The organism is Xanthomonas sp. F10 (assembly GCF_014206815.1).
In the GTDB taxonomy this organism is placed as follows: domain Bacteria; phylum Pseudomonadota; class Gammaproteobacteria; order Xanthomonadales; family Xanthomonadaceae; genus Xanthomonas_A; species Xanthomonas_A indica.
On the sequence record NZ_JACHNP010000002.1, the window covers coordinates 561918 to 583858 of the forward strand.

The 21941-nt window shown below is 71.3% G+C and carries 18 protein-coding genes; 5 read left to right on the top strand and 13 right to left on the bottom strand.

Annotated elements, in window-relative coordinates; translation table 11 throughout:
* Positions 1 to 338: 338 nt before the first annotated feature.
* Positions 339 to 587, bottom strand: coding sequence for a helix-turn-helix transcriptional regulator (locus FHR56_RS13920; protein WP_311195509.1), 249 nt, complete (start codon positions 585 to 587; stop codon positions 339 to 341).
* Positions 588 to 778: 191 nt separating this feature from the next.
* Between FHR56_RS13920 and FHR56_RS13925 the strand changes: the two genes are divergently transcribed.
* The 3 genes from FHR56_RS13925 to FHR56_RS13935 are packed head-to-tail and all read left to right on the top strand — an operon-like array spanning position 779 to position 3435.
* Positions 779 to 976: a zinc-finger domain-containing protein gene (locus FHR56_RS13925; RefSeq protein ID WP_160945358.1), complete on the top strand. Its 198-nt coding sequence runs from the start codon at positions 779 to 781 to the stop codon at positions 974 to 976.
* Positions 977 to 986: 10 nt separating this feature from the next.
* On the top strand, positions 987 to 2099 hold the full coding sequence (locus tag FHR56_RS13930; protein ID WP_160945357.1) for a glycosyltransferase: 1113 nt from the start codon (positions 987 to 989) through the stop codon (positions 2097 to 2099).
* Positions 2080 to 3435 carry an O-antigen ligase gene (locus FHR56_RS13935; protein ID WP_160945356.1) on the top strand — a complete coding sequence of 452 codons (1356 nt, stop codon included), beginning with the start codon at positions 2080 to 2082 and terminating at the stop codon, positions 3433 to 3435. The genes FHR56_RS13930 and FHR56_RS13935 overlap by 20 nt, the downstream gene beginning before the upstream one ends.
* A gap of 4 nt (positions 3436 to 3439) precedes the next feature.
* Here the strand turns inward: FHR56_RS13935 and FHR56_RS13940 are convergent, their stop codons facing one another.
* The gene (locus tag FHR56_RS13940; RefSeq protein ID WP_160945355.1) at positions 3440 to 4381 is read right to left on the bottom strand and encodes an LpxL/LpxP family Kdo(2)-lipid IV(A) lauroyl/palmitoleoyl acyltransferase; all 942 of its coding nucleotides are present in this window, start codon (positions 4379 to 4381) and stop codon (positions 3440 to 3442) included.
* Between the two features lie 91 nt (positions 4382 to 4472).
* Between FHR56_RS13940 and waaA the strand changes: the two genes are divergently transcribed.
* Positions 4473 to 5783, top strand: a complete 1311-nt coding sequence (waaA, locus tag FHR56_RS13945) for a lipid IV(A) 3-deoxy-D-manno-octulosonic acid transferase (RefSeq protein WP_160945354.1) — start codon at positions 4473 to 4475, stop codon at positions 5781 to 5783.
* Between the two features lie 470 nt (positions 5784 to 6253).
* Here waaA and FHR56_RS13950 read toward each other — a convergent pair whose 3' ends face one another.
* From FHR56_RS13950 to FHR56_RS13960, 3 genes are all read right to left on the bottom strand, one after another.
* Positions 6254 to 7621 carry a TolC family outer membrane protein gene (locus tag FHR56_RS13950; protein ID WP_160945353.1) on the bottom strand — a complete coding sequence of 456 codons (1368 nt, stop codon included), beginning with the start codon at positions 7619 to 7621 and terminating at the stop codon, positions 6254 to 6256.
* Positions 7622 to 7639: 18 nt separating this feature from the next.
* Entirely contained in the window at positions 7640 to 8299 is a 660-nt protein-coding gene (locus FHR56_RS13955; RefSeq protein WP_160945352.1) for a protein-L-isoaspartate O-methyltransferase, read from the bottom strand.
* A gap of 134 nt (positions 8300 to 8433) precedes the next feature.
* On the bottom strand, positions 8434 to 9096 hold the full coding sequence (locus FHR56_RS13960; protein ID WP_184502649.1) for a TetR/AcrR family transcriptional regulator: 663 nt from the start codon (positions 9094 to 9096) through the stop codon (positions 8434 to 8436).
* Between the two features lie 301 nt (positions 9097 to 9397).
* On the opposite strand from FHR56_RS13960, the gene FHR56_RS13965 reads away from it, so the two are divergent.
* Complete coding sequence (locus tag FHR56_RS13965) at positions 9398 to 12334, top strand: diguanylate cyclase (RefSeq protein WP_237473010.1); 2937 nt, start codon at positions 9398 to 9400, stop codon at positions 12332 to 12334.
* 171 nt (positions 12335 to 12505) lie between these two features.
* On the opposite strand, the gene leuB is transcribed toward FHR56_RS13965, so the two are convergent.
* The 8 genes from leuB to ilvC form a co-directional block, all read right to left on the bottom strand.
* Positions 12506 to 13567, bottom strand: a complete 1062-nt coding sequence (gene leuB / locus FHR56_RS13970) for a 3-isopropylmalate dehydrogenase (protein ID WP_160945349.1) — start codon at positions 13565 to 13567, stop codon at positions 12506 to 12508.
* Positions 13557 to 14135, bottom strand: coding sequence for a 3-isopropylmalate dehydratase small subunit (gene leuD, locus FHR56_RS13975; protein WP_017914017.1), 579 nt, complete (start codon positions 14133 to 14135; stop codon positions 13557 to 13559). The genes leuB and leuD overlap by 11 nt, the downstream gene beginning before the upstream one ends.
* A 177-nt stretch (positions 14136 to 14312) precedes the next feature.
* A complete protein-coding gene (leuC, locus tag FHR56_RS13980; protein ID WP_160945348.1) occupies positions 14313 to 15728 on the bottom strand; it encodes a 3-isopropylmalate dehydratase large subunit in 1416 nt (471 codons plus the stop codon).
* 84 nt (positions 15729 to 15812) lie between these two features.
* Positions 15813 to 17372 carry a 2-isopropylmalate synthase gene (locus FHR56_RS13985; RefSeq protein WP_160945347.1) on the bottom strand — a complete coding sequence of 520 codons (1560 nt, stop codon included), beginning with the start codon at positions 17370 to 17372 and terminating at the stop codon, positions 15813 to 15815.
* Positions 17369 to 18469, bottom strand: coding sequence for a threonine dehydratase (locus FHR56_RS13990; RefSeq protein ID WP_160945346.1), 1101 nt, complete (start codon positions 18467 to 18469; stop codon positions 17369 to 17371). Before FHR56_RS13990 ends, FHR56_RS13985 begins: the two co-directional genes overlap by 4 nt.
* Positions 18470 to 18639: 170 nt before the next feature.
* Positions 18640 to 18888, bottom strand: coding sequence for an ACT domain-containing protein (locus FHR56_RS13995; protein ID WP_017910519.1), 249 nt, complete (start codon positions 18886 to 18888; stop codon positions 18640 to 18642).
* Positions 18872 to 20593: an acetolactate synthase 2 catalytic subunit gene (gene ilvG, locus FHR56_RS14000; protein WP_160945345.1), complete on the bottom strand. Its 1722-nt coding sequence runs from the start codon at positions 20591 to 20593 to the stop codon at positions 18872 to 18874. Before ilvG ends, FHR56_RS13995 begins: the two co-directional genes overlap by 17 nt.
* Positions 20594 to 20636: 43 nt before the next feature.
* Positions 20637 to 21644, bottom strand: coding sequence for a ketol-acid reductoisomerase (gene ilvC / locus FHR56_RS14005; protein ID WP_160945344.1), 1008 nt, complete (start codon positions 21642 to 21644; stop codon positions 20637 to 20639).
* Between the last annotated feature and the right edge of the window lie 297 nt (positions 21645 to 21941).

The following is a 21941-nucleotide window of genomic DNA, read 5'->3' on the forward strand; positions in this document are numbered from 1 at the left end:
CGAGGTCGGTGCGTGCGTTGTGCGCGCACTTGAAGGCGGGGCGTGTTCGGTGCCGTGCCTGAGAGGGCGTGAGGTGGCAGCAGGCGGGCTTGCTGGCAGAGAAGGGTGGCGATCGCGCGCGGATCAGTGTCGGAGTATCACGACAGCAGCGTGGGCGTCTTCGCTACGGGCAGCGCTGCTGCGCAGCGGGTCAGAGAAACGTGGGGGCTGAAAACGGTTTCATATGCAGGCGACAAGGTATGTCGCAGTGCCATTCGCGCCATCGCGCGCGGCCGGCACGCGGGCCGCGCGGGGTCAAGCCGGGGCACGGGAGCGACGCCAGTGGCGCCGCGCCGCACTCAGGCCATGCGCTTGCCCACCGGCAACGGCAGGCTGTCGCCGTCGGTCTGGTTCAGCTTGGAAGGCTTGCCAGTCAGCAGCACATATGCGTCGACGCCGGTAAGTTCGGCGATCTTCAGCAAATGCCGGGCATTAGGGACAGAACGATTGTTCTCCCAGTGACCCAGGGTGCTATGCGCCACGCCCAGCAAGGCGGCAAGCTCGCGCAGCGTGAAACCGGCATTTCGCCGCGCCTGCATCAAACGCACACCTATATCCACGAGACACCTCAAAGCGGCATGTTGGCGCCGCGTGACACCAGCATAGTGCTGCGTTCGTCTTGCATCAAGCGAATAGGAAAAGCGCGTGAAGGAACGTCGTCGCCGTGCCTCGCGGATCCCACGCCGGGCCCGGGCGGGCTGCTAGAATCGCCTGTCCCTTTCGCCGTGTCCCCACCGCCATGAGCCATACCGCCACCGCGCCCGCCAATGCCCAGACGCGCTACGAGGTGCGCCGCGCCGACCTGCCGCTGAGCTGCCCGACGCCGGAGATGGCGCTGTGGAATTCGCACCCGCGGGTCTACCTGCCGATCGAGGACGAGCCCGGCCTCGAAGCCAAGTGCCCGTACTGCGGCGCGGTCTTCGTGCTGATCGACTGATCCGGGTTCGATGCACCGCCTGACCGTGGTGCAGCTGCTGCCGGCGCTGGAGTCCGGCGGCGTCGAGCGCTCCACGCTGGAAATCGCCCAGGCCCTGGTCGATGCCGGGCATCGTGCCCTGGTGGTCTCGGCCGGCGGCCGGCTGCTGCCCGCGCTGGCCGCCACCGGCGCCGAGCACATTGCCCTGGACATTGGCCGCAAATCCCTGCTGACCCTGCGCCACGTGCCCGCGCTGCGGCGCCTGTTCGCGCGCGAGCGCGCCGACATCGTGCACGCGCGCTCGCGGCTCCCGGCCTGGCTGGGCTGGCGCGCGCTGCAGGGCATGCCGGCGGCGCAGCGCCCGCGCCTGGTCACCACCGTGCACGGGCTCAACTCGCCCAGCCGCTACAGCGCGGTGATGACCCGCGGCGAGCGGGTCATCTGCGTGTCCGAGACCGTGCGCGCCTACGTGCTGCAGCACTATCCGCAGACCGATCCGGCGCGCCTGCGGGTGGTGCCGCGCGGCATCGATCCGGCGCAGTTCCCGCGTCGTGCCTGGCCCGATGCGCAGGCGCGGGCCTGGGCGGCCAGCCAGGCGCCGGCGCTGGCCGGGAACGGGCCGCTGCTGTTGCTGCCGGGGCGCGGCACCCGCCTCAAAGGCCACGCCGACGCGCTGCGCCTGCTGGCGGCGCTGCGCGGCGACGGCCGCGACGCGCGGCTGTGGCTGCCCGGCGCACGCGAGGCCGGGCGCGAGGCCTATATCAGCGAACTGGAAGCCGAGGCCGCCGCACTCGGCGTGGCCGACGCGGTGGCGTTCACGCCGCCGACCGCGCGTATCGCCGAGGCCTACGCCGCCAGCGACCTGGTGCTGCAGCTTTCGCGCAAGCCCGAGGCGTTCGGCCGCACCGTGGTCGAGGCGCTGGCGGTCGGGCGGCCGGTGCTGGGCTGGGCGCATGGCGGGGTCGGCGAATTGCTCGCGCAGCTGCAGCCCGCCGGCGCGGTGGCGACCTTCGATGCCGGAGCCCTGCAGGCCGCCGCGCGTGCGCTGCTGGCGCAACCTCCCGCGCCGCCGGCGGCGCTCCCCTACACGCTGCAGGCCATGCAGCGCAGTACCTTGGCGATCTATGACGAACTCCGGCCCTGACGGTTCCCTGTCCGCTTCCGCCTTGCCCGAGGTCCGCGAGCGCTGGGCGCCGGTCTGGGTGCTGCTCTTCGTCGCGCTGTGGCCGGCGCCGGGCCTGGCGGCCGGGGTGCTGGCGCTGGGCGCCCTGGTCACCCTGGCGCGCCTGCTGCACAGCCGCTTCCGGGGGGGCGGGCGCCTGCTCAGCGGCCCGGCCTGGGCGCTGACCACGCTGCTGTTCTTCGCCTATTGGCTGCCGCAGCCGCTGTCGGCGCTGGGCGCGGTGGACGTGCCGCTGGCCCTGCGCGAATCGGCGGTGGACCTGCGCTTCCTGCCGTTCCTGTGGCTGGTGGCGATGGCGGTGGCGACGCCGCGCGGACGCCGCATCACCTTCAACGGCGTGGCGGTGATCGCCGCGCTCTGGACCGTGGACGCACTGGCGCAGGCGCTGTGCGGCACCAGCCCGCTGTTCTGGTCGATGGACCAACTGAAGTGGGCGATCAGCCACCACGGCCTGTGCACGCCGCAGGAGATCGCCCTGGCCGATCGCCTCAGCGGCGTGTTCGGCCCGTGCAACCTGAAGTTCGGCCAGGTGCTGGCCAGCGTGTCGCCGTTCCTGCTGTGGGTGGCGGCGCGCCGCGGTGGTGCCTGGGGCTGGCTGCTCGCCGCGGCCGCGGTGGGCGTGGTGCTGGTGCTGGCGGGATCGCGCGCCTCGTGGATCACCTATGCGGTGCTGCTGGTACTGTCGGGCTGGCGCCTGCTCGGCGCGCGCAAGCTGCTGGCGCTGGGCGTGGCCGCGCTGCTGGTGGCCGGGGTGCTGGGCGTGGTGTCGCCGCAGGTGCACGACCGCTTCGAGCGCACCGCGCGCGCGCTCAGCGGGCATCCGGCCGACCTCAACGCGGCGCTGACCGGGCGCGCGCAGATCTGGACCGCTGCGTGGTGCATGATTCGCGAGCATCCGATCAACGGCGTCGGCGTACGCGGCTTCCGCGAGGCCTACGTCGGGTGCGACCCGGATCCGACCCATGGCGGGGAATGGGGGCGCGAGCCGGCGTTCCATGCCCACCAGATCGTGCTCGAAGTGCTCGCCGAGACCGGCGTGATCGGCCTGCTGCTGTGGCTTGCCGGTGCCGCGCAGGCATGGCGCGCCTGGCGCTATGCGTCGGCGCAGGCGCGCGAACGCGCGCGCCCGGCGATGCAGGCGTTGCTGATCACGGTGTTCCCGTTCAACACCCACCTGGCGTTCTACTCGTCGTTCTGGGGCGGGCTGACCATGCTGCTGATCGGCCTGTACGCCGGCGCGCTGCTGGCGAACGACCCCGAACCGGGCGAGCGCGCCAACGCCGCGGCGCCGGGTTGAGCGCTCAGCCGCGCTCGTAGAAGTCGCTGCGGCCGCCGGGCTGGCGCTTGAAGCGGCGGTGGATCCACAGGTACTGCGCCGGCGCCTCGCGCACCATCGCCTCGATGGCGGCGTTGACCCGCGCGGTGTCGGTGACCATGTCTTCCGACGGAAAGTCCTCCAGCGGCGGCGCGATGCGCAGGATGTAGTCGGCGCCTTCGCGGCGGTGGAAGTACGGCACCACCGCGCAGCCGGTCAGCCGCGCCAGCTGGTGGGTGGCGGTGATGGTGGCCGCGGGCATGCCGAAGAACGGCACGAACACCGTGTCCTTGCCGCGCATGTCCTGGTCCGGGGCGTACCACAGGAAGCCGCCGCGCTTGAGATGGCGCACGCTGCCGCGCAGGTCCTCGTTGGCGAACATGGCGGTGGCGTAGCGCAGGCGGCCGCGCTTGACCGCCCATTCGAACACCGGATTGCGGTGGCGCCGGTACATCCCGGCCAGCGGCACGTACTGGCACAGCAACCGGCCGCAGATCTCCAGGGTCATGAAATGGCCCGACACCAGCAGCACGCCGCGGCCCTGCGCCTGCAGCGCCTGCAGGTGTTCCAGGCCTTCGATGCGGGTGCGCCGGCGAATCGCGCCGATGCCGCCCCACCAGGCGCGGGCGAACTCGAACACGCCCACGCCCAGCGCATCGAAGCTGTCGCGCAGCAGGCGTTCGCGCCAGGCCGCGCTCTGCTCCGGGAAGCACAGTGTCAGGTTGACCTCGGCGGCATGGCGGCGGGTGCCGGCCAGGCGCAGCGCCAGCCAGCCGATGCCGCGGCCCAGGGCGCGTTGCAGCAGCCAGGGCAGGCGCGCGGCGATCACCGCCAGGCCGAGCAGCAGCCAGGTGAGCCAGTGGCGGGGCGAGCGCGGCGGCGGTGCGGCGTGGGTCGCGGAGGCGGGCGGAGTGGGAGCGGCAGACATGCGCCAAGTTTAGCCGGGCACGCGCACGGCCGCGTCGGCGCGCCTGGCGATCGTCTGCCGCCGCCCGCGCGCAACCGGCTATGCTGTCCGGATGCGCAACGATTTCATCGAGCGGCTGCTGCGCGGCCTGTACTCGGCCGTGCTCTATCTGCTGCTGCCGGTCACCGTCTATCACCTGGTCTGGCGCGGCTTCCGCGTGCGCCAGTACTTCCAGCGCTGGGACGAGCGCTACGCCTCGTATTCGCAGGCGCGCGGGCGCCCGCGGGTCTGGCTGCACGCGGTCTCGGTGGGCGAGGTCAACGTCGCCGCGCCGGTGGTCAACGCGCTGCGCGCGCAGCGCCCGGACATCCGCTGGGTGATCACCACCATCACCCCGACCGGCTCGGAGCGGGTGCGCGCGCTGTGGGGCGATGCCCTGGACCATGTGTATCTGCCCTACGACGTGCCCGGCAGCGTCGGCCGCTTCCTGCAGCATTTCCGCCCCAGCCTGGCGCTGATCCTGGAGACCGAGCTGTGGCCGAACATGTTGTTCGGCTGTCGCGACCGCGGCATCCCGGTGTACGTGCTCAATGCGCGGCTGTCGGCGCGCTCGCTGCGCGGCTACCGGGTGCTGCGGCCGTTGATCGGGCGCGCGCTGCGCACCGTTACCTGTGTGGCGGCGCAATCGCAGGAGGACGCCGAGCGCTTCGTCGCCCTGGGGGCGCGCCCGGAGCAGGTGCGTGCGCTGGGTAATCTGAAGTTCGACATCGCCGCGCCTGCGCACCTGCCCGACGTCGTCGCCGCGTTCCGTACGCGTGTGCCGGCGACGCGTCCGGTGTGGATCGCCGCCAGTACCCACGATGGCGAGGAGGCGGCGGTGATCGAGATGCATCGGCAACTGCGCCGCCAATGGCCGGACGTGCTGCTGCTGTGGGCGCCGCGGCATCCGGAACGTTTTGCCAAGGTCGAGGCGCTGGCGCGCGACCAGGGCTGGCGGGTGACCACGCGTCGCCAGCAGCAGTGGCCCGGCGCCGACGATGCGGTGTTCGTGATCGATACGCTGGGCGAACTGATGGGCTTCTACGCCTGCGCCCAGGTGGCCTTCGTCGGCGGCAGCCTGCAGCCGATCGGTGGGCACAACCTGCTGGAGCCGGCCGCCGTCGGCACGCCGTCGGTCACCGGCCCGCACCTGCACAACTTCTCCGAGATCTCGCGGCGCATGCGCGAGGCCGGCGCGGTCGCCATCTGCGAGGATGCCGGTGCCGTGTGCGCGGCCCTGCAGACCCTGCTGGCCGATGCCGAGGCGCGCAAGCGCATGGCCGAGGCCGGCTGCGCGCTGGTCGAAAACGGCCGCGGCGCGCTGCAGCGGACCCTGCAACTGATCGCGCCGCACCTGCCGCCGCTGGCGGGCGCGGAGGAGTGACCTGCGTCGCTCGGGATGCGCTCGCCCGTAGGAGCGGCGTCAGCCGCGACGGGCGTTCCCGGTAAAGCGCGTCGCGGCTGAAGCCGCTCCTACGGATCTGCGACGGCATCCGAATTCTAGAAAGACCCCTTGTGGGAGTGGCTTCAGTCGCGACGCATGAGGCACTTTCCGTTCGCCCATCGTATTCCTTGGCACAGCGCGTCGGGACTGAAGTCCCTCCCACAGTGGCTGCCGGAGCGTCGCGTCAGCGGCCAGTGCGGCGTTCGTTCCGCTAGTGGCGCGGGGCCTACGCTGTACGGCGTGGGGCGTGGGGCGTGTGTCGCATCGCCATGCGCGCCCCGTAGGAGCGGCTTCAGCCGCGACCCGCGAGCGGGCGGCAGAGCTCCGACACATCGCCTCTAGTGGCTCCCCAACACAGAAACGGCGGACCCGAAGGCCCGCCGTTTCTGTGTTCGCGCCAGCGAACGCGCTTACTGCGTGCTGCTGGCGGAGTTGAGCTTGGACTCGGCGCTCTGGGTCAGCAGCGCGTTGATCGACTGCACCTCGGCCACGTCCAGCGAGCCGAGCGCCTGGCTCAGCAGCAGGCGGTTCTGCAGGAAGTTGTAGCGGGCCTGCGCGTACGCCAGCTGCGCCTGGTACAGGGTGCGCTGGTTCTGCACCACGTCGAGCACGGTGCGGGTGCCTACTTCCAGGCCGACCTGCGAGGCGTCGAACGCGGCCTGCGCCGACACCACCGCCAGGCGTCGCGCCTCGATCTCGCTGATCCCGGCCACCACCGTCTGGTAGGCGTTGCGAGTGTTGCGGTCGAGCGCGCGCTTCTGCAGCTCGTAGGTGTCCTGGGCGATGTCGCGCTGCGCCAGGGCCTGGCGCACGGCCGACTGGGTGGCGCCGCCGGCGAAGATCGGGATGTTCAGGGTCAGACCGATGGTGTTGCTGTCGGCGCGCGGGGTGCTGCCGCTACCGGAGACGCTGTCGCCCCAGTTCGCGTCGCGGCCGGCGCTGGCCGACAGGTTCAGCGTCGGCAGGTGCCCGGCGCGTGCCGCCGAGACGCTGGCCTCGGCCGCCTGCACCTGGTACTGGTAGGAGCGCAGCGACGGGTTCTTGTCCAGCGCCGAGGCGATCAGGCTGTCGATGTCGCCGCCGGTGGCCGGCAGCTGCGGACGGAAGTCCTCCGGCAGGCCGCGCAGGTCGCGCACCGGCTGGCCGGTGATCTCGGTCAGCGCCTGGTACAGGTCCTGCAGCGAGTTGCGTGCGGTGATCGTGTCGGCGCGGGCCTGGTCGTACTCGGCGCGCGCTTCGTGCACGTCGGTGATCGGTGCCAGGCCCACTTCCAGGCGCTTGTCGGCGTAGTCGAACTGCTTCTTGGCGGCGGCTTCGTTGGTCTCGGCGGCGACCAGCGACTCGATCGCCACCAGCACGTTGAAGTAGGCCGCCGAGGTGCGCACGATCAGGTCGTCGTTGGCTGCGTCGAGAGTGTAGTCGGCGGCCTGGCCGCGGGCCTTCTGCGCACGCAGGTTGGAGAACTGCGCGAAGTTGACAAGGGTCTGCTGGCCCTGCACCGCATAGCTGCGGCTCTTGCCGGTGCCGGACAGTTCGCCGCCGCCGCGCTCGACCTCGCTATGGTTGCGCTGCAGCGACGCGCTGCCGTTGATCTGCGGCAGCAGCGCGGCGCGCGCCTGCACCTCGCCTTCCTTGTCGTACAGCCGGGTCGATTCCGCGGAGGCCAACTGCGGGTCGCTGTTGCGGGCCATTTCGTAGACTTGCAGCAGGTCCGTGGCGTTGGCGGCCAGCGGAGACAGCGCGGCGGCCAGCGCCAGGACGAGGGATCGGCGGATCATTGCGGCTTCCTTGATGGATCAGAATGTGAACTGGGGGACTGGCGCGGCGCCTCGCAGGTAGTACGCCAGGTCGGTTTCGAACAGCGATTCCGTGCGCGGCGCGCCGGCCTCGGCATGCACCAGCACCGCTTCCATGACCGGCGCGCGGCCGCGGATCGCGAACAGGCGTCCGCCGGGGCGCAGCCAGGCCAGGAACTGGGCCGGGATCTCGGTGACCGCGGCGGTCACGCAGACCACGTCGAAGCGGCGCTCGCTGTTCCAGGCGAAGGCGTCGGCAGTCTCGATGCGGACGTTGCTGCCCAGGCCGGCGGCGTCCAGGTTGGCGCGCGCGGCAGCGGCCAGGGCCGGCTCGATCTCCAGGCTGACCACTTCGCGGCCGAGCTCGCCCAGGCAGGCGCTGACGAAGCCGCTGCCGGTGCCGATCTCCAGCACGTCCTCGCCCGGCTGCAGGTCCAGGGCCTGCAGCATGCGGCCTTCGATGACCGGCTTCATCATGTACTGGCCGTGGCCCAGCGGAATCTCCAGGTCGGCGTAGGCCACGGCGCGGTGCGCCGGCGGCACGAAGGTCTCGCGCGGCAGCCGCGACAGCACGTCGAGCACGCGCAGGTCGAGCACGTCCCAGGGACGGACCTGCTGTTCCACCATCTTTTCGCGGGCTTGGGAGTAGTCGATCGTCATTTCGGGCATCCAACGCGGAGGGCCGGGCATTTTAGCCGGCACGGAGGCCGGGCGTATGCCGCAGCATCGCCGCCGGACGGCCCGGCGCGCAGTGCCGGAAGTCATCGGCGCCGGGGAATGGCCTGGCGGCCGGGCTAGCGCGACGCATAGGCACGCAGGAAGAAGTCGATGCTGGCCTCGACGTGGGCGCGGATCCGGTCCTGGCCGGCGTCGCGGCACAGGCCGCACATCATCAGCGAGTACAGCTCGCCCTTGACCAGGCAGAAGAACTGCGAGGCGGCCAGGTTCAGGTCGGCGATGTCCAGCTCGCCGGCGGCGACATGCGCCTGCAACAGCGTCGCCAGGTCCTGCTGGGTGCGCTTGGGACCGGCGTTCCAGAACATCTCGCGGACGTGGTCGTCGCCGGTGCCGGGGGTCAGCATCATGCGGTGGGTGGCCATCGCCGCCTCGCTGCTGATCATGGCGAAGAAGGCCAGGCCGATCTCCACCAGCTGCGCGCGCAGCGGGCCTTTCAGCGCATGCCCGAACAGGTCGTCCGGCAGCAGCGCCTGGCATTGCGCGCGCACCGCCTCGGCGAACAGGGTTTCCTTGTCGCCGTAGTGGCTGTAGACGGTGAGCTTGGAGACGCCGGCGCGGGCGGCGATGCCGTCCATGCTGACCCCGCCAAAACCCAGTTCGGTGAACATCTCCCGCGCCGCCTCCAGGATCGCGGCACGTTTGCCCATGTCCTTGGGGCGACCGGGCCCGGCGGGACGCGAGGAGGATTTGGCGGAGGCGGCGGGCGATTTGCTGACCATGGCGGCAATACTAGACCAGTCGGTTCGATATTTATACTAGACCCGTGGGTTCATTATTGTGACGCTGCGTTCGGCCGCGCTGCGCCGGAAGCCGGCGAAGGCGTGCGCCGGCCGCCCCAGGACCGCCCAGCCGTCAGGAAGTCCCTGACATCGGCAGCGAACAGGCGGTGATAGATTAGGTATCTGCCCACAGGGGGTACCGCGCGCCGTTGCCGGTGTGATTCGGAAAGGGATGGAACAAGGGGATCGGCGTCACGATAGTCGCGACGGCGCGCATGCGCTGTGTCACCGCGTGGGTGTGATGTTGTGCCTGTTGCTGGCGCTGTGGTGTGCCAGCGTCGTCGCGCGCGCCGCCGAACCGGCCGCGCCGCTGACCGAGCGCGCCGTGCTCGAGCGCCCGGTGATCGCGCGCTGGACCATGGAAGAGGGGCTGCCGCACAACCTGGTGCACGCGTTGGCGCAGGATCGCGACGGCATGATCTGGGTCGGCACCTGGGAAGGCGTGGCGCGCTTCGATGGCCGCGCCTTCACCGTCTTCGATCGACAGAACACTCCGGGCATGGAGCTGTCGGGAGTGTTCGCGCTGCTCGCCGACGCCGACGGCGGCATGCTGGTCGGCACCGCGTACGACGGCGTGTTCCGCTACGCCGCCGGGCGTTGGGAGCATCTGGGCGATGCGCGCGCGCAGCGGCTGCGGGTCACGGCGATGCTGCGCGACGCCGACGGCGGACTGTGGGTCGGCAGCGAGGACGGCCTGTTCCGGATCGAGGCCGACGGCCGCCTGGTCGACGTCGGTGCCGCCGCGGGGCTGGGCAAGACCCGCATCGCTGCCCTGCTGCGCTACCGCGATGCGGTGCTGGTGGGCACGCCGCAGGGGCTGTTCCGGATGGCCGCGCACGGCACGCAGGCACAGCGCTGGGGCGCGGCAGCGATGCGCACCGCGTCGATCCGGCGCCTGGCCGCCGACCGCCAGGGCGGCCTGCTGGTCGCCAGCGACGAGGGCGTGTTCTGGCTCGGCGCCAACGGCGGCCTGCAATGGCTGCGGCGCGGTCAGCGCGTCGATGCCGCGCTGCAGGACCACGAGGGCCAGCTGTGGATGAGTCTGTCCAGTGGGCAACTGCTGCGGCGCGCTTCCAACGGCGCCGAGGAAGTGCTGTCGATCTCCGGCGTGGTCAGCCCGGCGCTGATCGAGGACCACGAGGGCCTGGTATGGGCCGGCAGTACCGATGGCCTGTTCCGCGTCGCCAACGGCGATGCCGGCGGCCTGACCCGCCAGGACGGGCTCGGCAGCGACTACGTGCGCGTGGTCCAGCAGAACGCCGATGGCGCGATCTGGATCGGCCATGCCGCCGGCCTGGACCGCTGGCAGGACGGCCGCATCCGCGCGGTGCGGCTGAGCGAGCGCCCGGGTCGCGATCCCTCTGCGCTGGCGCTGGCCGCCGCCCGCGACGGCGGCATGTGGGTCGGCACCTACGACCAGGGCGTCCTGCTGCTGTCGGCCGACGGCAGCATCCGGCAACGCCTGGGCGTGGCCGCGGGCGTGCCGCGGACCATGGTGCGCGCGCTGCTGGCCGATGCCGACGGCGGCCTGTGGATCGGCGGCAACGAGGGACTGCTGTATCGCAAGGGCGATCGCACGCGGGCCTACGGCACCGCCGAGGGCCTGCCCGGGCGGCAGGTGCAGACGCTGTACCGCGACCGTGCCGGGGTGCTGTGGATCGGCACCAACCAAGGCATCGCCACGCTCGCCGCGGACGGCACACTGCAGGCGCGGCCGAGCGGCCACGGCTTCCCGGCGCAGAACGCCTTCGATTTCCTGGAGGATGCCGACGGCACCCTGTGGGTCGCCAGCGACCGCGGCCTGCTGCGCCTGCGCGACGGGCAGTGGCGCATCTACGACCACAGCGTTGGCCTGCCGCGCGACAAGCTGTTCCGCCTGCTCGACGACGGCAACGGCAACCTGTGGGCGGACAGCAATCGCGGCGTGCTGCGCATCGCGCGTGCGCGCCTGGCGGAACTGGACGCCGGCCAGCGCAGCACCCTGGCGGTGGACGTGGTCGATCGCAGCGACGGCATGCCCGGCGGGCAGGGCAACGGCAGCAGTGCGCCGGCGGGCTGGCGCAGCCGCGACGGCGTGCTGCTGATCCCGACCTCGGCCGGGCTGGCGCTGATCGATCCGGCGCTGCCGAGCCGGCGCAACGTGCGTGCGCCGCCGCTGGTGATCTCCCATGTGCAGGTGGATGGCGTGGCGCAGCCACTGCAAGGCGACTACCGCCTGCACGGCGGCGTTGCCCGCCTCGCGATCGGCTATGCCGGGCTGAGCTTCCGCTCGCCGGACAAGGTGCGCTACCGCTACCGCCTGCAGGGATTCGATCGGCAGTGGGTCGACGCCGGCAGCAGCGAGGAAGCGGTCTACACCAACCTGCCGTCGGGCAGCTACCGCCTGGACGTGCAGGCGATGACCAGCCCGCTGGACTGGTCGCGCAGCGAGCGCATCGGCAGCGCCTCGCTGCGCCTGCAGCTGGTGCCGCCGTTCTGGGAACGCTGGCCGTTCGTGGTCCTGGTGGCGCTGTGCGCGACCGGCCTGCTCCTGTGGTGGTACCGCGGCCGCAGCCGCCGTTACCGGCGCCGCCAGCGCCGGCTCAACACCATCATCGCCGAGCGCACCCACGAACTGAAGGCGAAGAACCTGGCGTTGAAGCTGGCCAACCTCGAGCGCGAGGACCTGGTGCGCAAGCTCGCCTACCAGGCCGGGCACGATGCGCTCACCGGCCTGCCCAATCGGCGCACCGGCGATCCCTACCTCAACGCGGCGCTGGAGCGGGCGCTGAGCACGCGCACGCCCCTGTGCGTGGCGCTGCTGGACATCGACCATTTCAAGAAGATCAACGATGCCTACGGCCACGAGATCGGCGACGAGGTGCTGCGCCGGGTCGGCGAGGCGCTGCGCGCCAGCCTCGGCGAGCAGGCCTTCGCCGCGCGCCATGGCGGCGAGGAGTTCCTGCTGGTGCTGCCGGGCCTGGACCAGGAGCCGGCGCAGGCGCGCCTGGACGCGTTGCGCCTGCACATCGCCGATCTGGTGCTGCACGACGACCACGGACGCGCGGTGCGCTTCACCGCCAGCATCGGCTTCGCCTGCCTGTCGCCGGCCCTGCGCACCCGCCGCGACCTGCTGGTGCAGGCCGACAAGCGCCTGTACCAGGCCAAGCGCGAAGGCCGCGATCGGGTGATCGGCTAGGGCGGTGAGGCGGCGTAGGCGCGGCGCATGGTCCGCGCGGTGGCCTAGGACTGCGCAGGGGCGATGACGCAGGCGCCACGCAGGCGCACCGAAGAGAAAGGGCAGCGCTCCACATCCGCCGCATCGTCGCGGCGGGCGGGAGGCGGCCGGCGCCAGTGGCGCCGGCGCGGATCAGCCCTGCAGGCGCTGCAGCACCGCCTCGGTGGCGGCCTCAGTGGAGATGCCCTGGCCCGGTGCGGCAAGGTCGGCGGTGAACGCCTGTGCATCGAGCGCGGCATTCACGGCCTGCTCGATCGCCACGGCTTCGGCTTCCAGGCCCAGCGAGTGGCGCAGCAGCAGCGCCGCGCTGAGGATGGTCGCGTAGGGATTGGCGATGCCCTTGCCGGCGATGTCCGGCGCCGAGCCGTGGATCGGCTCGTACAGGCCGATGCGGCCTTCGCCCAGCGAGGCCGACGGCAGCAGTCCCAGCGAGCCGGCCAGCATCGAGGCTTCGTCGGTGAGGATGTCGCCGAACATGTTCTCGGTGACGATCACGTCGTACTCGCGCGGCTTGGCCAGCAGGTGCATGGCCATCGAATCGACCAGTTGGTGTTCCAGGCGCACGTCGGGAAATTCCTCGCGGCCGATCCGCGCGGCGACGTCGCGCCACAGCCGCGAGGTTTCCAGCACGTTGGCCTTGTCCACCGAGACCACGTGGTTGCGGCGCTGCCGGGCCAGGCGGAACGCGCTGCGCAGCACCCGCTCGATCTCCGCGACGGTGTAGCGGCACAGGTCGCTGGCGTCGCTGGGGCTGCGGGTCTTGTCGCCGAAGTAGATGCCGCCGGTCAGTTCGCGCACCACCACGATGTCCACGCCCTGCAGCAGGTGCGGCTTGATCGGCGAGGCGTCCAGCGCCGCCGGGTGCGGCTTGACCGGGCGCAGGTTGGCGAACAGGCCCAGGCCGCGGCGGATCGCCAGCAGGCCCTGCTCGGGGCGTACCTTGGCATTCGGATCGGACCACTTCGGTCCGCCGACCGCGCCCAGCAGCACCGCGTCGGCGCGCTGGCAGGCGGTCAGCGTCGCCGCCGGCAACGGCTCGCCGTGGCGGTCGATGGCGATGCCGCCGATGTCGTGTTCCTGGAACTGGAAGTCGTGGCCATGGCGCGCGGCCACGGCGCGCAGCACCGCGACCGCGGCGGCGGCGACTTCCGGACCGATGCCGTCGCCGGGCAGGACGACGATGTCAGCGTGCATGGGTGGCCTCGTAGCGTTCGATGTCGGGTTGGCGCAGCAACAGGTAGCCCATCTCGTCCACGCCCTCGAGCAGGCAGGTCTGCGAGAACGCGTCGAGCGGGAAGGCGTAGACGCGGCCGTCGGGCGTGCGCAGTTCGCGCGCGGCCACGTCCACGGTCAGTTCGTCGTCCGGGCGCTGCATCAGCGTCTGCACGTCGTCCTCGGCCAGCACGATCGGCAGCAGGCCGTTCTTGAGGCTGTTGTTGCGGAAGATGTCGGCGATCTCGCTGCTGACGATGGCGCGCAGGCCCAGGTCGGTCAGCGCCCACGGCGCATGCTCGCGCGAGGAGCCGCAGCCGAAGTTGCGCCCGGCCAGCAGGATCTGGCGGCCGGCGTTGTGCGCCTGGTTGAAGGCGAACTCCGGGTTCGGCGTGCCGTCGGCCTGCCAGCGCCAGTCGTTGAAGGCGTGGCGGCCGAGGCCGGCGCGTTCGGTGGTGGACAGGAACCGTGCCGGGATGATCTGGTCGGTATCGATGTTGGTCTGGCGCAGCACCACGCTGCGCGAGGTGAGGGTGGCGAAGCCGGCCATCACGGGGTCTCCTGGGAAGCGACGGGTCGGGGGCGGGCGCCGCGGCGTCGGCCGCTGGCGGCAGTGCCGCGGGCGGCACATGCGGCGGCAGCAGCGGCTGATGGCGGTGTGCGAAAGCGCGGGTGGTGGTGGCGACGAAGGTCAGCGTGGCCGCGAATGCGGCGATGTGCGATGCCATCACGCGACCTCCGCGAACAGCGCGCGCGGATCGCTGACCCGGCCGTTCACCGCGGCCCAGGCCGCGGTCAGCGGCGAGGCCAGCAGGGTGCGCGAGCCCGGGCCCTGGCGGCCTTCGAAATTGCGGTTGCTGGTGCTCACCGCCAGCTGTCCCGGCGCCACCAGGTCGCCGTTCATGGCGATGCACATCGAGCAGCCCGATTCGCGCCATTCCGCACCGGCGGCGCGCACCACCTCGTGGATGCCCTCGGCCTCGGCCTGGCGCTTGACGATCTCCGAGCCCGGCACCACCAGCATGCGCACGTGCGGCGCCACCTTGCGGCCGCGCAGCACCTGCGCCACCTCGCGCATGTCGCTGAGCCGGCCGTTGGTGCAGGAGCCGACGAACACCACGTCCACCGGCGTGCCGATCAGCGCGTGTCCGGCTTCCAGGTGCATGTAGTGCAGGCCCTTCTGCGCCGCCGGATCCTGCGCGGCCGGGATCGGCACGTCCACCGCGATCGCGGTGCCGGGGTGGGTGCCCCAGGTCAGGGTCGGGCGGATGTCGCGCGCGTCGATGCGCACCTCGGCGTCGAAGCGCGCGCCGGGATCGCTTTGCAACTGCGACCAGCGCTGCACGGCGGCCTCGAAGTCGGCCCCCTTGGGGCCACGCGGGGTCTTGGCGACCCAGTCGAAGGTGACCTGGTCCGGCGCGACCATGCCGGCGCGCGCGCCGGCCTCGATCGACATGTTGCACAGGGTCATGCGCTGTTCCATGTCCATCGCGGCGATGGTGGAACCGCGGTACTCCAGCACGTGGCCGGTGCCGCCGTTGACCCCGATCACGCCGATGATGTGCAGGATCACGTCCTTGGCGCCGACGCCCGGCGCCAGCGGTCCGTCGACGGTGATGGCCATGGTCTTGGCCTTGCGCTGCAGCAGGCACTGCGTGGCCAGCACATGGCCGACCTCGCTGGTGCCGATGCCGAACGCCAGCGCGCCGAACGCGCCATGCGTGGAGGTGTGGCTGTCGCCGCAGACGATGGTCATGCCGGGCTGGGTGAAGCCCTGTTCCGGCGCGATCACGTGGACGATGCCGCGGTTGTCCGAGCCCATGTCGAACAGTTCGATGCCGTAGTCGGCGCAGTTGCGCGCGAGCATGTCCACCTGCGCCTCGGAGGCCGGGGTGTAGTACGGCAGCTTGCCGTCGGCGCCGCGCGGCAGGGTCGGCGTGGAGTGGTCCATGGTCGCCTTGGTGCGGTCCGGCCGGCGCGGCGTCAGGCCGCGCGCCTTGAGCTCGGTGAACGCCTGCGGCGAGGTCACTTCGTGGATCAGGTGCAGATCGATGTACAGCACCGCCGGGGCGGCGGCGCTTTCGGGGACGACGACGTGCGCGTCCCACAGCTTGTCGTACAGGGTGCGGGGAGTGGCGGACATTGCGGAACTACCTGGCAGGAAAGCTGGGCGGGACGGACGGGCGAAGGCGAGCGTGCACCACGACGATGACCGTGCGGTGGCGGCTCAGGCCAGCGCGTCGGCGATGCCGGCCGGCGCGCCCTGGCGCTGCCGCAGCACGCGGTTGGCCACGTCCAGCCAGGCCAGCGCGCTGGCCTCGATGATGTCGCGGCTGGTGCCGGTGCCGTCGTACTCGACCTCGCCATGGCGCACGCTGAGGTTGGCCTCGCCGCGCGCGTCGGCGCCGATGCCGACGCTGTGCACCTGGTAGCTGTCCAGCACCAGCTGCACGCCGGTGGCCGCCGACAGCGCGGCGAACAGCGCGTCCACCGGGCCGTCGCCCTCGGCGCGCTCGCTGACCCGCTGGCCATCCGGATCGGACAGCTCGACCTGCGCGCTGGCGCGCTGGCCGCGGTCGCTGACGGTCATCGACGACAGGCGGTAGCCCTGGCTCTCCGGCGCGTCCTGCATCATCGCCTGCAGGTCGGCGTCGTTGACCACGCGCTGCTGCTCGCACAGCGCCTTGAACGCGTCGAAGGCGATGTTCAGTTCGGCCTCGTCCAGCACATAGCCCAGCGCGCGCAGGCGCTGCTCGACCGCGGCGCGGCCGCTGTGGCGGCCCAGCACCATCTGCGAGGACTCCCAGCCCACGTCTTCCGGGCGCATGATCTCGTAGGTGCCGCGGTGGCGCAGCATGCCGTGCTGGTGGATGCCCGACTCGTGGGCGAAGGCGTTGCCGCCTACGATCGCCTTGTTGCGCTGTACCGGCATGCCGACCAGGCGCTGCAGCAGCTGCGAGGTGGCGACGATGCGCGGGGTGTGGATCGCGGTGTCCAGCTCGTAGAACGCGTTGCGTACCTTCAGCGCCATCGCGATCTCTTCCAACGCGCAGTTGCCGGCACGCTCGCCGATGCCGTTGATGGTGCATTCCACCTGCCGTGCGCCGCCTTCCACCGCGGCCAGCGAGTTGGCCACGGCCAGGCCCAGGTCGTTGTGGCAGTGGGTGCTGAAGACCACCCGATCGGCGCCGGGGACGCTGGCGATGATCCGCGCGAACATGCCGCGGATCTCTTCCGGGGTGGTGAAGCCGACCGTGTCGGGCAGGTTGATGGTGGTGGCGCCGGCGGCGATCGCCACGCTGGCGACCTCGGCCAGGAAATCCTCCTCGGTGCGGGTGGCGTCCTCGGCCGAGAACTCCACGTCGTCCACGTACTGGCGCGCCAGCGCCACGTGCTTGCGCACCGACTCCAGCACCTGCTCACGACTCATCCGCAGCTTGTGCTCGCGGTGCAGCGGGCTGGTCGACAGGAACACGTGCAGGCGCGGATTGGCCGCCGCTTCCAGTGCCCGTGCCGAGGTCTCGATGTCGGCGGCCAGGCAGCGCGACAGCACCGCCAGGGTCGGCGTGCGCAGCTCGCGGCCGATCAACGCCATCGCCTCGCGGTCGGACTGCGAACTGGCCGGGAAGCCGGTCTCGATGATGTCCACGCCCAGCTCGGCCAGGGCGCGCGCCATCACCAGCTTCTGCGGCGGGGTCATGCTGCAGCCGGGGGATTGCTCGCCGTCGCGCAGGGTGGTGTCGAAAATGCGGATGCGGGGGGTCTGGGAAGAAATGGAAGTGTTCACCAGATGGGTTCCTCTACGGCGGCGGTGGCTTGCGGATGGGGATGCGGGGACGACGCGATGCGGGCAGGAGCGGGCGGGGCGGGACGTTGGCTGCGAAGTCGCTCGGCGCTGCGGCGGCGCGGCTTGCGCGGCGGGCGCGGGCGCACCTCCGACAGCAGCGTCGCCAGCACGCCGGCGTCGATGTTGCCGCCGGACACCACCGCGCATTTGCGCTTGCCGGCGACGCGGCGCCCGGCCGCCAGGGCCAGCGCGCCGGCGCCCTCGGCGATGACGTGCTCCTCCAGCGCCAGGCGGACCAGCGTTTCGCGCAGTTCCGCCTCGCGCACGATCACCACGTCGTCGAGCAGGCTGGCGCACAGCCGGCGGGTGATGAACCCGGGGATTTTAACCTTGACGCCGTCGGCCAGGGTGGGGACGGGATCCACGGCGCGGATGTCGCCGCGGATCGCCCGCGCCATCGAATCCACGCCCTCGACCTGCGCGCCGACCACGCGCACGCCCTGCGAGCGCAGCGCCAGGGCCACGCCGGAGGCCAGGCCGCCGCCGCCGATCGGCACGATCACCACGTCCGGGGCGTGCGCGGCCAGCTCGATGCCGACGGTGCCCTGGCCGGCGATCACATCCGGGTCGTCGAAGGCGGACAGGAAACGGTAGCCGTTCTGCTCGGCCAGTTCGCGGGCGAAGGCGAAGGCCTCGTCGTAGCTGTTGCCGTGCTGGCGCACGGTGGCGCCCCAGTGCGCGACGCCGGCGATCTTGGTCTGCGGCGCGCCGTGCGGCATCACCGTGATGGCCTGCACGCCCAGGCGGTGCGCGGCCCAGGCCACGCCCTGCGCGTGGTTGCCGGCGGAGGCGCAGATCACCGCGCGCTCGTCGCCGCGTTCCAGCCCGGCCAGCAACGCATTGAGCGCGCCGCGCACCTTGTAGGAACCGGTGCGCTGCAGGTTTTCCAGCTTCAGCCAGACGCCGAAGCGCTCGGCGTAATGTACCGGCGTCGGCGGCAGGTAGCGGCGCAACCGCGCCTGCGCGGCCAGCACGTCGGCGACGCTGACGGCGACGTGCGGTACGTCCGGCTCCTGCGGGACGGTGATGTCAGACATGGAGCCGGGACCGCGGACCCGGGACCCGGGAAAAGCGGGTTCCCGGAGAAGCGACCTCCATGGAAGAAGACACCTCCGTGCAGCCCTCGCTTGCGCACGTTTCGCGCTGCGCCTGACACCCGCGGCGACCGCCACGGGTTCCGGGTCCAGGGTCCCGAATCCCGACCTTTTCATACCACCCCATCCAGCGCGGTCACGCGCACCGATTCGCAGTCGTAGACCTTCTCCATCTGCAGGCGCAGGGTCTCGCCGGGACGGTTGCCGTCCACCACCAGTTGCAGGTGCCAGCGGCCGGCGTCCTCGGCCACCGGCGCGCCGCTGATCGAGATCGGCGCGAAGCCGCGGCGTTCGGCCATGCCGATCGCGCGCAGCAAGGCGCCGTCGATCGGTTTCAGCACCAGGTCAAGCTGGTAACGCATGTGTCGTCTCCTGGCGCTGGGCGGCGGGATTGCTTTCCAGCATGGTGCTGTTGGCGGTGTTCGGCGGCACCAGCGGCCACACGTTGGCGCGCGCGTCGATGGCCACGTGCAGCAGCGCCGGGCCCGGCTGCGCCAACAGCTCGGCCAGCGCGTCCTCGACCTGGCCGCGCGCGGTGATGCGCTTGGCCGGGATGCCGAACACCTGCGCCAGCGCGGCGAAATCCGGGTTGTCGGACAGGTCGATCTCGCTGTAGCGCTCGGCGAAGAACAGTTCCTGCCATTGCCGCACCATGCCCAGCGAACTGTTGTCCAGCAGCACGATCTTCACCGGCAGCTTGCAGCGGGCGATGGTGACCAGCTCCTGCACGTTCATCATGAAGCTGCCGTCGCCGCTGACCAGCACCACCGTGCGGTCCGGGCAGGCGAACTGCGCGCCCATCGCCGCCGGCAGGCCGAAGCCCATGGTGCCCAGCGCGCCGCTGGTCAGGTGATTGCGCGGGTGGTTGAAGCGGCAGTGCTGCGCCACCCACATCTGGTGCTGGCCGACGTCGCAGGCGATCACGGTGTCGGCGGGTGCCAGTTCGCTCAGCCGCTTCAGCAGGCCGGGCGCGTAGATGTCCTGCCCGGGCGCGTCGTAGCGCGCGCCGAACTTCTCGCGATGGCCGACGCAGCGGGCGTGCCAGGCCTCGCAGGTGCTGGTCGCCGCGGCCAGCGCGCGCAGCGATTGCGCCACGTCGCCAGGCACGGCGATGTCGGCCTGGCGCAGCTTGGAGATCTCGCAAGCGTCGGCGTCCAGGTGGATGACCCGCGCGAACGGCGCGAATTCGGCCAGCTTGCCGGTGGCGCGGTCGTCGAAGCGGGCGCCGACCACGATCAGCAGGTCCGACTCCTGCACCGCCATGTTGGCGGCGCGGGTGCCGTGCATGCCCAGCATGCCCAGGTAATGCGGGTGCGCGTGCGGCAGCGCACCCAGGCCGCGCAGGGTCAGCACGGTGGGGATGCGAGTGGCCTCGACGAACTGGCGGAACGCCTCCACCGCATCGCCCAGGGCGATGCCGCCGCCGCCGTAGATCACCGGCTTTTCGGCGCCGGCGATCGCCGCCAGTGCCTCGGCCAGTACCGCATCCTGCGGCGCCGGCGGGGTCGGCACTTCCGCCGGCACGTGCGCGGGCAGATGCGTGGCATCGGCCAGTTGCACGTCCTTGGGCAGGTCGATCAGCACCGGGCCCGGCCGCCCTTCGCGGGCGATGCGGAACGCGTCGCGCAGCACCTGCGGCAGGTCGTCCACGTGTCGCACCAGGAAGCTGTGCTTGACGATCGGCAGGGTCAGCCCGAACACGTCCAGTTCCTGGAACGCGTCGGTGCCAAGCAGCGGCGTGGCGACCTGTCCGGTCAGGCAGATCATCGGCACCGAGTCGAGCATCGCATCGGCGATGCCGGTGACCAGGTTGGACGCGCCCGGCCCGGACGTGGCGACGCACACGCCGACCCGGCCGCTGGCGCGGGCGTAGCCGTTGGCGGCCAGCGCCGCGCCCTGCTCGTGGCGGACCAGGATGTGCTTGAGCTGGCTGTCTACCAGCGCGTCGTAGAACGGCATGATGGTGCCGCCCGGATAGCCGAACAGCGTGTCCACGCCTTCGGCTTCCAGGGCCTGCGTCAGCCAGCGCGCGCCGTTGCGGGGCGTGCCGTGAGCGGAGGAGTTCATACGGTGGCGACCTTTCGGTGGAAGCGGGTGGGGGAGCCGCGGGTTACGCGGCCTTGGTGCCGCCGGCGGCCGGAGCGGCAGCGGCGTCGCCGTTGAGCCACACCATCTTGGCGCGCAGCTGCTTGCCGACCGTTTCGATGGGGTGGTCCAGGTCGGCCTGCTTGAACTTCGTGTAGTTCGGCAGGCCGGCGTTGTACTCGGCCACCCAGTTCTTGGTGAAGGTGCCGTTCTGGATGTCGGTCAGCACGTCGCGCATGCGCTCCTTGGTCGCCGCGTCGATCACCCGCGGGCCGCTGACGTAGTCGCCGTACTGCGCGGTCTCGGAGACGAACTCGAGCATGCGGGTGATGCCGCCTTCGTAGAACAGGTCGACGATCAGCTTCAGTTCGTGCAGCACTTCGTAGTAGGCGATTTCCGGCTGGTAGCCGGCTTCCACCAGCACTTCGAAGCCGGCCTGCACCAGCGACGAGGCGCCGCCGCACAGCACGGCCTGCTCGCCGAACAGGTCGGTCTCGGTCTCTTCCTTGAAGGTGGTCTTGATCAGGTTGGCGCGCGCCCCGCCCAGGCCGGCGGCGTACTCCAGCGCGAACTGCTCGGCCTTGCCGCTCTTGTCCTGGTACACCGCCCAGATGCACGGCACGCCGCGGCCGATCTCGTACTCGCGGCGCACCAGCGCGCCCGGACCCTTGGGCGCGACCAGCACCACGTCCAGGTCGGCGCGCGGCTTGATCATGTCGAAGTGCACGTTCAGGCCGTGCGCGAACAGCAGGCACGCGCCCTGCTGCATGTTCGGCGCCAGCACTTCCTCGTACAGCTTCTTCTGCACCATGTCCGGGGTCAGCACCGCGACCAGGTCGGCGTCCTTCACCGCCTCGGCGGGGCTCTTCACCACGAAGCCGTCGGCCTGCGCCTTGGATTCGGTCGGGCCGCCGGCACGCAGGCCGATGGTGACGTCGAAGCCGGACTCGCGCAGGTTCAGCGCGTGCGCGCGGCCCTGGCTGCCGTAACCGACGATGGCGATCTTGGTGGTGGGCTGGGCGGAACTGGTCATGGGGCGGATGTCCTTGAACGGTGTTGGAGTGAAGGGGGGTCTTGCATTCGCGGTCACTGAAACGAAAAACCCCGCGCCGTTGCCGGTGCGGGGTCTGATCGAATCCTGGCTGCTTGTCGCTTACACGCCGGTTCGTCCCGCACTTGTGGGCGAGGTAATAAGCACGAGTACGAGGAGCGACGCCGCAGCGTCCGCGCGCAGGGCGGCGGGCTGGAGGGTCGACTTCGGGCGGGTGTGGCGCTGCAACATGCAGCGAGATAACCATGGGCTTTGCGCGACTGTCAACTGTGTTGCGGG

Coding starts and splice junctions, on each gene's coding strand:
- FHR56_RS13925 (WP_160945358.1), top strand. CDS start 779: ATGAGCCATACCGCCACCGCGCCCGCCAATGCCCAGACGCGCTACGAG.
- FHR56_RS13930 (WP_160945357.1), top strand. CDS start 987: ATGCACCGCCTGACCGTGGTGCAGCTGCTGCCGGCGCTGGAGTCCGGC.
- FHR56_RS13935 (WP_160945356.1), top strand. CDS start 2,080: ATGACGAACTCCGGCCCTGACGGTTCCCTGTCCGCTTCCGCCTTGCCC.
- FHR56_RS13940 (WP_160945355.1), bottom strand. CDS start 4,381: ATGTCTGCCGCTCCCACTCCGCCCGCCTCCGCGACCCACGCCGCACCG.
- waaA (WP_160945354.1), top strand. CDS start 4,473: ATGCGCAACGATTTCATCGAGCGGCTGCTGCGCGGCCTGTACTCGGCC.
- FHR56_RS13950 (WP_160945353.1), bottom strand. CDS start 7,621: ATGATCCGCCGATCCCTCGTCCTGGCGCTGGCCGCCGCGCTGTCTCCG.
- FHR56_RS13955 (WP_160945352.1), bottom strand. CDS start 8,299: ATGACGATCGACTACTCCCAAGCCCGCGAAAAGATGGTGGAACAGCAG.
- FHR56_RS13960 (WP_184502649.1), bottom strand. CDS start 9,096: ATGGTCAGCAAATCGCCCGCCGCCTCCGCCAAATCCTCCTCGCGTCCC.
- FHR56_RS13965 (WP_237473010.1), top strand. CDS start 9,398: ATGTTGTGCCTGTTGCTGGCGCTGTGGTGTGCCAGCGTCGTCGCGCGC.
- leuB (WP_160945349.1), bottom strand. CDS start 13,567: ATGCACGCTGACATCGTCGTCCTGCCCGGCGACGGCATCGGTCCGGAA.
- leuD (WP_017914017.1), bottom strand. CDS start 14,135: ATGGCCGGCTTCGCCACCCTCACCTCGCGCAGCGTGGTGCTGCGCCAG.
- leuC (WP_160945348.1), bottom strand. CDS start 15,728: ATGTCCGCCACTCCCCGCACCCTGTACGACAAGCTGTGGGACGCGCAC.
- FHR56_RS13990 (WP_160945346.1), bottom strand. CDS start 18,469: ATGTCTGACATCACCGTCCCGCAGGAGCCGGACGTACCGCACGTCGCC.
- FHR56_RS13995 (WP_017910519.1), bottom strand. CDS start 18,888: ATGCGTTACCAGCTTGACCTGGTGCTGAAACCGATCGACGGCGCCTTG.
- ilvG (WP_160945345.1), bottom strand. CDS start 20,593: ATGAACTCCTCCGCTCACGGCACGCCCCGCAACGGCGCGCGCTGGCTG.
- ilvC (WP_160945344.1), bottom strand. CDS start 21,644: ATGACCAGTTCCGCCCAGCCCACCACCAAGATCGCCATCGTCGGTTAC.